Source organism: Bifidobacterium olomucense (assembly GCF_012932375.1).
In the GTDB taxonomy this organism is placed as follows: Bacteria; Actinomycetota; Actinomycetes; order Actinomycetales; family Bifidobacteriaceae; genus Bifidobacterium; species Bifidobacterium olomucense.
In genome coordinates this window covers 74,930-82,970 of the sequence record NZ_JAAIIG010000011.1, presented here as the reverse complement: position 1 = coordinate 82,970, position 8,041 = coordinate 74,930, and the positions used below count along the sequence as shown (strand labels likewise).

Genomic DNA, 8,041 nt, shown 5'->3' with positions numbered 1-8,041 from the left:
CCGGCCGTCGGCATCGATGCCTACGAGAACGGATTCGGCATCAGAAAAGGATGGGCAGGACGCTCAAAATAATCCACGCCACGCGATGACACGCGCGGATAAGACCCACGTTTCTTTACTTAACCCGGTGTTCGGGACGGTAGCTGCATACATGCAAAAACCCTTGGAATCGTTAAGGTTCCAAGGGTTTATTCGTGCCCCCCGTGGGATTCGAACCCACAACCCACGACTTAAAAGGACGCTGCTCTAACCGTTGAGCTAGAGGGGCAACGTTTCTAAAATACACGCGAGTGCCGGACAATCCAAATCGGCGTTGCGTTCCACGCGCGGAGCCTTGTCGTTCCATCATGCCGTTCCGTCGTTGCTCCCATCCCATCCGCTTGGCCGATTCGTCGTCGCGCCACAACGCCGCCAACGGCGTAGCAGCGTACAGCAGGCCGAACAACGGCCCGTGCGACAAAACACACCAGAACACACCCAACAAACAAAGCCCGGCGGGAACCGGGCTTTGCAAGGAGAAGAGGAAGAGAGAAGAAGGAGTTTCAGTTATCAGACTTGCGGCCTGATTACATATAACCGCACGAGCCTCGGTACGGTGTGTGCATTAGCTGAGAATTTCATGAGAATATCGCGCCGGAACCTGTCTCCACCTTCCGAAGCGCCTAGAGTGGGACGGCATGTCATGCACTACCATCCTCATCGGCAAAAACGCCAGTTATGACGGTTCCACCATCATCGCCCGCGATGACGACTCCGGTTCCGGTCGGTATGATCCCAAACGTCTGATTGCAGTGGCTCCTCACGATCAACCCCGGCATTACACCAGTGTGCTGAGTCATGTCGAAATCGATCTGCCCGATAACCCCTGCCGCTACACCATCGCCCCGAACGTGCTGCACAATCGTGGCGTGCTGGCAGAAGCGGGCGCCAACGAACATAACGTGGCGATGAGCGCCACCGAAACCATCGCCGTCAACGAGCGTGTGCTGGCGGCCGATCCCCTCATCGAATTCCGCGCCGCCCAAGGTGAGCCCGGTGCGCCGGACTATCTGCCCGAACAGCCCGGCGGCATCGGTGAGGAAGACATCATCACGCTGGTGCTGCCGTACGTCACCACCGCGCGCGAGGGCGTTGCCCGGCTCGGTGCGTTGCTGGAGCAGTACGGTACGTACGAGTCGAACGGCGTGATCATTTCGGACGTGGACGAGATCTGGTATGTCGAGACGATCGGCGGTCACCATTGGATCGCTCGCCGCGTGCCGGACGACTGCTATGCCACAATTCCCAATCAGCTGGGCATCGACGATTTCAATCTGGCGGATGCGTTCGGGCGACAGCGCGAGTACCTGTGCAGCGCCGACCTGCGCGAGTTCATCGCCGAACATCATCTGGACCGTACGATGGGAGCGTCGTCGTCGACCGGTGGCCGTCACGCGCATGGCGCTGGCTTCGGCGTTGAGCCTCGCACGGGTTCGCATGCCCGCCGCGCTGCTGCCGACGCATCGATTGCAACGTCCGGCACGTCCTCCGATTCGTCCGCCGCAACCCGGGCCGCGGGCATTGAAGCCCGGGTCGCCGCTCTGCCGAACCGTTTCAACCCGCGTAAGGTGTTCGGTGCCTCCACGCCGAAGGACCATATCTACAACACGCCTCGCGCCTGGTACATGCAGCGCTACCTCAACCCGAGCGAGGACTGGGACTCCCCGGCCGCCCGGTATACGCCCGAATCCGACGATATTCCGTGGTGCCGTGTGCCGGAAGACAAGGTGACCATCGAGGATGTGGATTTCCTGTTGGCCAGCCATTATGAAGGTACGCCGTACGATCCGTATGGAACCAAAGGCACTGCGGAATCGCGCCACCGGTATCGTCCGATCGGTGTCAATCGCACCGGACATATGGTGGCGATTCAGTTGCGTCCGTATGTTCCGGCTGCTAATCGTGCGGTGATGTGGGTGTCGTTCGGCTCAGGTCCATTCACCACTGCCGCGCCGTTCTTCGCGAATGTGAACGATACGCCCGCCTATCTGCGGGACACGACGCCTGAGGTCTCGACGGATAACCTGTATTGGACGAACCGGCTGATTGCCGTGGTGGCGGATGCGCATTGGTTCGAGACGCACAATGCGATCGCCGGCTATGCGGAAGGCGTGCGCGCATTCGGGCATCGGCTGGTGGAGCAGACCGATATTCAGCTGGAGGATGCTGTGACGGAGGGGTCTGAGTCTGCGGCGGAGTCTGAGTCTGATGCGGATGCCGGTGAGGCCGGTAGGGTAGCTGTCGGCGCAGACTCGGCCGCGGTGAGGCCCGCTGTGCAGTCCGCTGTGCAGTCCGCTGTGCAGTCCGCTCTGGAGTCAGCCAACCAGCAGATGGCCGACTACCTGCGCGAACACACCGCCAAGCTGCTCAACGACGTGGTCTACACGGCCAGCAACCTGATGCACAACAGCTTCGCCATGTCCGATCGCTGGGTATGACGGACGCAAGGCCGTTGCACCCGCTGAGTTTCGGCCTTAGCTGAGTTTCGGCCCCAGCTGAGTTCTGGGCATACCAGTACCGGTTATTCTGGGCATAAACGGTACGATTACGAGATTCTGGGCATATACGTACGCTGAATGGCCAAAAAATGGCTCCTGCTGATACGTATATGCCCAGAATGATTATTGGGCGTGGCTTTGTGGTGGGTGGATGCCCAGAACTTTGGAACTGGGACGGGGATCAGCCGGGCAGGACTGAGTCAGGCTGGGCTGAGTCAGGCAGGGCTGAGCCGGGTTAGGCTGGACAAGATTGAGCTGGATTGAGCAGGATGGGACAAGGCTAGACTGAAAGGGCTAGGCTGAGCCGGGCAAGGTTCAGCCGGGTTAGGTTGGGCAGGACTGGTTCAGCCGGGTTAGGTTGGACAGGACTGGTTCAGCCGGGCAAGGCCGGGCTGAACAGGGCCAACCCGGGCAGGACAGGGGTGAACAGGACGGGGCTGAACAGAGCCAGGCCGGCCTGGGCCGGGCTGAACTGGAACCGAGGTCGAGCCGGGAATAGGGCAATCAGTTGAAGCCCACAACTTTTTCGGCTATGACATAGCCGTTGCGCACCAGCCAGCGACCGGCCGAGCCGGGAAGGTTGATGGCGCGAGACATCAGCTTGGACCGCACATCATGTCCGATGGCCGGCGAATAGGCGTCGATGGCCTCCCACAGCTCGCGTTTCTTGGCGTAGTTGGCCTGATCGCGCGAAAGAATGAGGAACACGGATGTCACCGAGGACTCGATTGCCAGGAAGTGAATCATGTACCGGTATAGACCTTCGGGCACTGTGCCGCGCTCGGGCGTGGCCTCGGTCATCAGACGATTGACGAGTCGCAGCTGGTCCACGCGACGGATCATCACATCGGTCTGCACGCTCTGGCCCTCACGCCCGATGAAGTAGTGGTAGAACGGCACGTCCAAGTATTGAATGCGGCGCACCCAGGGGAACGGCTGGTAGGAGTAGTAGAAGTCCACGTAGAACGTGTGCTCCGGCAGCGTAAGACTGGAATCGCGCACCACCTGGGTGCGGAAGGTGAGCGCGTGCATGATGATGTATTGCGCCAGACCGAAATGCCCCAGATCATCCCATCCGAGTACGCGGTCGGATTGCATGACACGGCGGAAGTTCACGGTGTGCTTATGCCGCTTGGCCACTTTGTCATAGACATAGTTGGTCACCAGCATGTCAATAGGCTCGGTGATACCCTGCTGCGCTCGCAGCGTATCCAACACGGTGTTGATGGCCTGCGGATCCACCCAATCGTCGGCGTCCACCACCTTGACGTACATGCCGTTCGCCGCCGCGATGCCGGTGTTCACGGCACCGCCGTGGCCCTTGTTCTCCTGATGGATCGCGCGTACGATGCCCGGATTCGTGCGCTCCAGCTTCTGCGCGTAGGCGAGCGTGCCGTCTTTGGAGCCGTCATCGACGATGAGCACCTCGACGTCGCGCGTGTCGGACGCGGAGAGAATGGAGTTCACGCACCGGTCCAGATAGGACTCCATGTTGTAGGCGGGAATTACGAAAGTGAGCGTCTTTGCTGTTTTCGCCGGGTTGACCATAGCCGTTTGTCGTCCTCACGTATCATTCGTCGTGTTCGTTTTCCTGCTCAAACCGTAGCACTTGGGTGCCCGACTTGCCGGAAACTTGCGTAGTCTGCGCCCCTGAGCGCACGTTCTGCATGTGATTGTTGCGTGTGATTCTTCCCGGACCGGACTTGGACTGGACTCAGCGTTCGTCGTCTGCCGTCTCTGACGAATCAGGGGCGACGTCGGCGGATTGTTCAGCCGGGGACGCTGCGGCCGCTTGGTCGGACTCCCGACGTGCATCCTCCCTGCTTCGGCGTTCCGCCTCTTTGCGCGCTTTCTCTCCCTCGAACAGCAGCTGCGGTTTGGAATCGAGTCGGCTCAATCCATGCCATGCCAGATCCACGATGTACGCAGCCAGCTGCTCCTTACTGACCTTCGGACGATCCGCCCAGTATTGTCCGGTGAACACGGTCATGCCCACCAGCATCTGCGCGTAGTACGGCACGCCCTTGACGGAAAGCTTCTGCCGTTTGAATGCGGCGGAGAGAATATCCTCCACGCGCATCGAAATATCGCCCAACAGCGAGCTGAACGAGCCGGATGGGTCCGTGCTGGGGGAGTCCCGCACCAAGACCTGAAAGCCTTCCGCGTTCTCCTCGATGTACGTGAGCAGGGCCAGTGCCGTACGCTCGACGATCTGCCTCGGATGCACGGTCGGGTCATCGAGCGCGGCGGCCAGTGTGGCGGTCAGCGCTCGCATCTCGCGATCCACGATCACCGCGTACAGTCCCTCTTTGCCGCCGAAATGCTCGTATACGATCGGCTTGGACACCTTGGCGTGCGCGGCGATCTCCTCCACGCTCGCCGCTTCGAAGCCTTTGGACGCGAACAGTGCGCGTCCTACTTCAATGAGCTGCTCGCGTCGCTGCAGCGATGTCATACGTGAAGAATGTGCCATGCATGCCAGCTTAGCCGCCGCCGGGAATCGGGGCGGATGAACCAGGTAATGCCGCGCGATTCGAGGCGCGGACTAGACTTGGCAAACATGGATACAAACACTGTGTTGGCCGTTATCGGCGTGATTGTGGTGGCGGTCGTGCTGATCGCCGCCGGTGTGTGGTGGTCCAAGTCGCGCAAGCGCGATCTGGACCGTGCTTTGGGGCAGGTGGGCCCTGATGATCGCAAGACCCGTGAGGCCAAGGCCGCGGCGGATGCGCGGCTGGCGGCTGAAGCTGAGGCTGAGACCGAGGCTAAGACGGCTGATGAGGGCACTGCGGCTGGGTCCGCCGCCTCTGCATCAGCGGGCGGCGCGGCTGCCGTCGCCGCTGCGGACGTCGCCGGAGAGCAAGACAAGTCCGCGGAACACACTCCCGCCCAGCCGGCGCCGCAGTCTGAAACCCAGCCCGAGAGTCGGCCGACCGCTCGACCTGCTGCCGCCGAAACACCGGAGCCGGTCGGTTCTCGACTGACTCGACTCAAAGCGAAACTGGCCAAATCCGGCAATCCGTTCGGCAAAGCCCTGTTCAACATTCTGGCCAAAGACAACCTTTCCGAATCCGATTGGGAAGACGTCGAAGATACGCTGCTGCTGGCCGACGTCGGTGCCGACGCCTCGGCTCAACTGGTAGACGACCTGCGTACCGACGCTCGCATCACCGGCAAAACCGACCCGGAGGCGGTGCGTGCCACACTGAAGGAGAAGCTGCTTGATCTGGTCGGCAGAGACGCGGACCGTCGCCTTAACGCCGAAAAAGCGGACGCAAACAAGCCGTCCGTAATCATCATGGTGGGCGTCAACGGCACCGGCAAAACCACCACCGCCGGCAAGCTGGCCCGTCTGTTCGTGGCTGAAGGCAAGCAGGTGATGATGGGTGCGGCCGACACCTTCCGTGCGGCGGCCGCCGATCAGCTGGAAACATGGGGTGCGCGCGTCAACGTGCCTGTGGTTCGCTCCGACAAAGACGGGGCCGACCCCGCCTCCGTGGCGTTCGAGGCTTCCGCAAAGGCCAAGGAGTCGAACGTGGATGTGTTGATCATCGACACCGCCGGACGACTGCAGAACAAAGCCAACCTGATGGATGAGCTCGGCAAGATTCGCCGTGTCACCGAAAAGAATCTTCCGGTGGATGAGGTGTTGCTGGTTCTTGACGCCACTACCGGTCAGAACGGCATGACCCAAGCCAAGGTGTTCGCCGAGGCCATCGGCATCACCGGCGTGGTGCTGTCCAAGCTCGATGGCTCCGCCAAGGGCGGCATCGTGATCTCCGTGCAGAAAGAACTCGGCGTGCCGGTCAAACTCGTAGGCCTCGGCGAAAGCCCGGACGATCTGGCGCCGTTCGATCCGGAAGGCTTTGTGGACGGCATTCTATCCTGACGAATCGCATATTTGCACGTTCACAACGTGGACGTGCAAACGCCGTCCCGACCAACGAAACAGGGCCTCGACTCATATTCGAAACATGAGTCGAGGCCCTGTCGTTTTCCCGGAAAACCGGCCGTGAACGGACATCAATCGTGTGTACGCAGCCCAAGCATGCTTAACAATCGCGTAACTTGCCGTAACGAAATCAAAACGAGCCGGGCTTTTACTGACGAACTGTTAGCCCCCGCAACGGGGGACGGCACAAGTGAGTATTTCGACGCCGGCCGGCTACGGCTTCGGCGCCACGAACAAAGAGAGGGAGGTAGACATGGAAGCGCTTGATTCCGGAAATACCGCATGGATTCTGACATCCGCGTCCTTGGTTTTCCTCATGACGCCGGGTGTGGCGTTCTTCTATGGCGGTATGGTTCGTGCCAAGGCCGTTCTGAACATGCTGATGCTTGAGGCGGCCGCGCTGTCGGTCACCATGATTATCTGGACCCTGTGGGGCTGGTCCATCGCGTACGCCGGTTCCGATGTCGCCGGTATCTTCGGCGATCCGGCTTCCGGCTTCCTGCTCAAGGATTCGATGGTTGCCGGCGATGACGGCATCTTCACCGCCACCGGTCTGAACGACAACAACTACCCGGTTTCCGTGGATGTGGCCTTCCAGGTTGCCTTCGCGATGATTACCGTGGGCCTGATCTGCGGTGCCATCGCCGAGCGTGTCAAGTACAGCACTTGGATGATCTTCGTGGCTCTGTGGATCACCTTCGATTACGCTCCGATGGCCCACATGGTCTGGAATGGTGGTCTGCTCTCCGGTGAGGGTGCGATCTCCAAGGCGATTGGCGCCGCCGCTCACGATTTCGCAGGTGGTACGGTCGTCCACATCAACGCTGCAGTCGCCGCCCTGATCATCGTGCTGATCATCGGCAAGCGTAAGGGCTTCGGCACTCAGCCGTTCCGCCCGCACAACGTTCCGTTCGTGATGCTCGGCGCCTTCCTGCTGTGGTTCGGCTGGTTCGGCTTCAACGCAGGTTCCGCCTTCGCCGCCAACGGCACCGCCGGCTACGCTTGGGTTTCCACCTCCGCTGCTACCGCCGCCGCCATGCTCTCCTGGGGCTTCACTGAGAAGATTCGTTCCGGCCACTACACCGCCATGGGCGCTGCCTCCGGTATGGTCGCCGGTCTGGTCGCCATCACCCCGGCCGCCGATGTGGTCTCTCCGCTGTGGGCCATCGTCATGGGTGCCATCGCCGGTGTGCTCACCTGCCTCGCCTGCGGTCTGAAGTTCAAGTTCGGCTACGACGACTCCCTTGATGTGGTCGGCGTCCATGGCGTCGGTGGCTTCACCGGCACCGTGCTGATCGGCTTCTTCGGCGAAGGCACTGGCCTGCTGGCCGGTGGCGACTGGAAGCAGCTGGTCGTTCAGGTCGTCATCGCTCTGGTGGCTATCCTGTACTCCGCCGTGATCACCGCGATCATCGCCTTCGCTCTGGAGAAGACGATCGGTTGGCGTGTCACCGAGGCTCAGGAAGTCGGCGGCATCGACCTTGCCGATCAGGGCGAACGTGCTTACGATTTTGCTGGTACTGCCAGCTCCGTCCTCAAGGAGGTGAAGTGA

4 protein-coding genes, 1 tRNA gene and 1 pseudogene are annotated in these 8,041 nt (G+C 60.9%); 3 read left to right on the top strand and 3 right to left on the bottom strand.

Annotated features, from left to right (window positions below):
- Nucleotides 1-195: 195 nt before the first annotated feature.
- Nucleotides 196-268: transfer RNA gene (locus G1C97_RS10160), tRNA-Lys, on the bottom strand.
- Between the two features lie 409 nt (nt 269-677).
- Here G1C97_RS10160 and G1C97_RS10155 point away from each other — a divergent pair.
- Nucleotides 678-2,393 (top strand): annotated as a pseudogene (locus G1C97_RS10155) (C69 family dipeptidase); the annotation flags it as partial.
- Between the two features lie 648 nt (nt 2,394-3,041).
- Here G1C97_RS10155 and G1C97_RS10150 read toward each other — a convergent pair.
- Nucleotides 3,042-4,085: a glycosyltransferase family 2 protein gene (locus tag G1C97_RS10150; protein WP_169241646.1), complete on the bottom strand. Its 1,044-nt coding sequence runs from the start codon at nt 4,083-4,085 to the stop codon at nt 3,042-3,044.
- Nucleotides 4,086-4,251: 166 nt separating this feature from the next.
- Entirely contained in the window at nt 4,252-4,992 is a 741-nt protein-coding gene (locus G1C97_RS10145; protein ID WP_417852229.1) for a TetR/AcrR family transcriptional regulator, read from the bottom strand.
- Between the two features lie 105 nt (nt 4,993-5,097).
- Here G1C97_RS10145 and ftsY point away from each other — a divergent pair, with 105 nt between their 5' ends.
- Together ftsY and G1C97_RS10135 are read left to right on the top strand one after the other, a co-directional pair.
- Nucleotides 5,098-6,426, top strand: coding sequence for a signal recognition particle-docking protein FtsY (ftsY, locus tag G1C97_RS10140; protein WP_169241645.1), 1,329 nt, complete (start codon nt 5,098-5,100; stop codon nt 6,424-6,426).
- Nucleotides 6,427-6,742: 316 nt separating this feature from the next.
- Nucleotides 6,743-8,041 carry an ammonium transporter gene (locus tag G1C97_RS10135; RefSeq protein ID WP_169241654.1) on the top strand — a complete coding sequence of 433 codons (1,299 nt, stop codon included), beginning with the start codon at nt 6,743-6,745 and terminating at the stop codon, nt 8,039-8,041.